This is a genomic window from Lentilactobacillus farraginis DSM 18382 = JCM 14108, assembly GCF_000583655.1.
In the GTDB taxonomy this organism is placed as follows: domain Bacteria; phylum Bacillota; class Bacilli; order Lactobacillales; family Lactobacillaceae; genus Lentilactobacillus; species Lentilactobacillus farraginis.
This window is the reverse complement of the sequence record NZ_BAKI01000101.1, coordinates 1-1,630: the sequence shown is the minus strand read 5'-3', so window position 1 is coordinate 1,630 and position 1,630 is coordinate 1. Positions and strand designations below refer to the sequence as shown.

General features: G+C 44.1%; 1 protein-coding gene. It reads left to right on the top strand.

Annotation, left to right across the window (positions count from 1 at the left end):
• Positions 1-229 precede the first annotated feature (229 nt).
• Positions 230-1,438, top strand: a complete 1,209-nt coding sequence (locus JCM14108_RS13810) for an IS110 family RNA-guided transposase (RefSeq protein WP_035181543.1) — start codon at positions 230-232, stop codon at positions 1,436-1,438.
• Positions 1,439-1,630 lie beyond the last annotated feature (192 nt).

The following is a 1,630-nucleotide window of genomic DNA, read 5'->3' as shown; positions in this document are numbered from 1 at the left end:
GATGAATTGAAATCCGACGGGATTTTAGTTCATCACTTTTTTGGTTTAAAGTGATTGTGAAGTTGATAAGGTCGTATGCACGTTTGGCGCTTGACGTCGTAGTGAAAACCGGCCAACTTCACTGTTCTTATTAAAATCTGCTCTAAGTCTGTTGGCGCTTAACGTCGGGTATTGAAAATTAGGTTAATAAGACTTGAAGCAACAACTTTAAAAGGGTTAGGTGATTGATATGCGCGTTGTATTTGGGATTGATGTTAGTAAGGCAACTTCAACGGTTGCCATCGTTGTGAATCGAAATCAGGTTGCCGGCTGGGAGATTCCCAACAACCGGGTTGGTTTCAGAAAGCTGCTGGCCAGCTTACGAAACTTTAAAAAACCAGAGATTGTCTTTGAAGCAACTGGCTTATATTCACGCCGCTTACGGGCGTTTTTAGATGATTACGGGTACCGCTATACCCAGTTAAACCCGCTAGCTTCCAAGAAACAATTGGACCGGCTGCGGCCAAATAAAACCGATAAAAACGATGCACATAATTTGGCTGAAACGCAATTTCAGATTGATCGCGCGTTAACTTATTGTCAGCAGCCGGTTTATCAGGAATTACTGGATTGGAGCCGTTCTTACGATCAAGTGACCTGTGATTCAGTAACCGCCAAGAATCGGCTGCATAAGGCGCTGCAATGTACTTTCCCAGAAGCTGAACAGATCCTTGATTCACCCACGGGTCATCTGTATTGGCATCTCTTACAGCAGTATCCCCATGCCGAGCTGGTCCTAAAAGCACACCCCACTGAATTAAGTCAGACCATTGAAGCCATTCCCCATGTTTCCCATCAACGGAGTCTGGAAATTGCCAATCGACTATATCGCCTAGCCGACCAGGCTTATCCCTGTGTTGGTGAACAAGGGGCTATGGTTGAACAGGTTCGCTATCTCGCAACACAATTGCTTGAGTTAGATGCCCGGAAGCAGCTGATCATTAAGCAGATGGCCCAACTGGCTCAGCAACTGCCTGAATTAGCCATCCTGGAAAGCATTCCCGGAATTGGGGTTAACACTGCTGTGCGCTTAATTGGGGAACTAGGTGACGTTCGGCGGTTTAGAGGGTCCAATCAACTGAACGCCTTCGTCGGCATTGATCTGCGGCACTTTGAATCCGGTGAGTTTATCGCCGATGATCACATTAGTAAGCGGGGGGATCCCTACGCTCGCAAAATTCTCTATCGCAGCATTTTAAACATCATTATTAGTGCCAAAACTTGTCCTTCACATATTAACGATTATATTTCGCGCAAGAAAAAACAATCTTCCGGAAAGACCAGCTTCAAGAAGATTGCCATCGGTGCCATGCATCATCTAAACCGCACCATCTATTATTTAATTACCACCAACCAGAAATACAGTTATCACCGCGCCCGTTCAAAAGCAAAGTCATAACCTAACTCTAGTTAAGATAATCAGATCAACCTGATAAAAAAGTTAAATCTATCAGGCGTCTTTAGTATACTCTCAAAACGGATTTATTTTAAAATAACCTGATTATGAGGCCGATTAAGTCTCCGATGACACCACTAAATTAAATAAAAAGGTGGCTAATCGCCTCCAACACCTTGACTATCCGTAGAAAAC

Bases quoted from the DNA above. Each gene is read 5' to 3' on its own strand.
- JCM14108_RS13810 (WP_035181543.1), top strand. From the start codon at position 230: ATGCGCGTTGTATTTGGGATTGATGTTAGTAAGGCAACTTCAACGGTT.